This window comes from Lysinibacillus sp. VIII_CA, from assembly GCF_049943995.1.
GTDB classification, from domain to species: domain Bacteria; phylum Bacillota; class Bacilli; order Bacillales_A; family Planococcaceae; genus Lysinibacillus; species Lysinibacillus pinottii.
This window is the reverse complement of sequence record NZ_JBNFXM010000108.1, coordinates 1-274: the sequence shown is the minus strand read 5'-3', so window position 1 is coordinate 274 and position 274 is coordinate 1. Positions and strand designations below refer to the sequence as shown.

Annotated in this window: 1 protein-coding gene; it reads right to left on the bottom strand. The window is 73.7% G+C overall.

Features of this window, described 5'->3' with window-relative positions:
- Nucleotides 1-57: 57 nt before the first annotated feature.
- Nucleotides 58-274 (bottom strand): hypothetical protein (locus ACP3VS_RS24430; protein WP_426390318.1); only part of this gene is annotated, 217 nt, incomplete at its 5' end.

Here is a 274-nt window from a genome sequence, read left to right as displayed (position 1 = left end):
GTGCTGAGCTCGGCGATGGCGGAGAGCGTGCGCGACGGCCGGCGCGGCGCCGCGAGGTCAGCGGACGGCATCGGGCCGCCGCGCCGCCAGCTCGGCATAGCGCTGGCGGATCTCGGCGCTGCCGTAGGCGCGCTCGAGCCGCCGCAGGGTGAAATGCCCCTGCGCGATGCGCTGGAAATGGTCCATGAAGATGACGTTGACCGTGGCGCCGCCGACCGCGCCGAGAATCGGCACCGCGCCGGCGGCGACCTTGTCGGAGACCACGAGGCCGAAC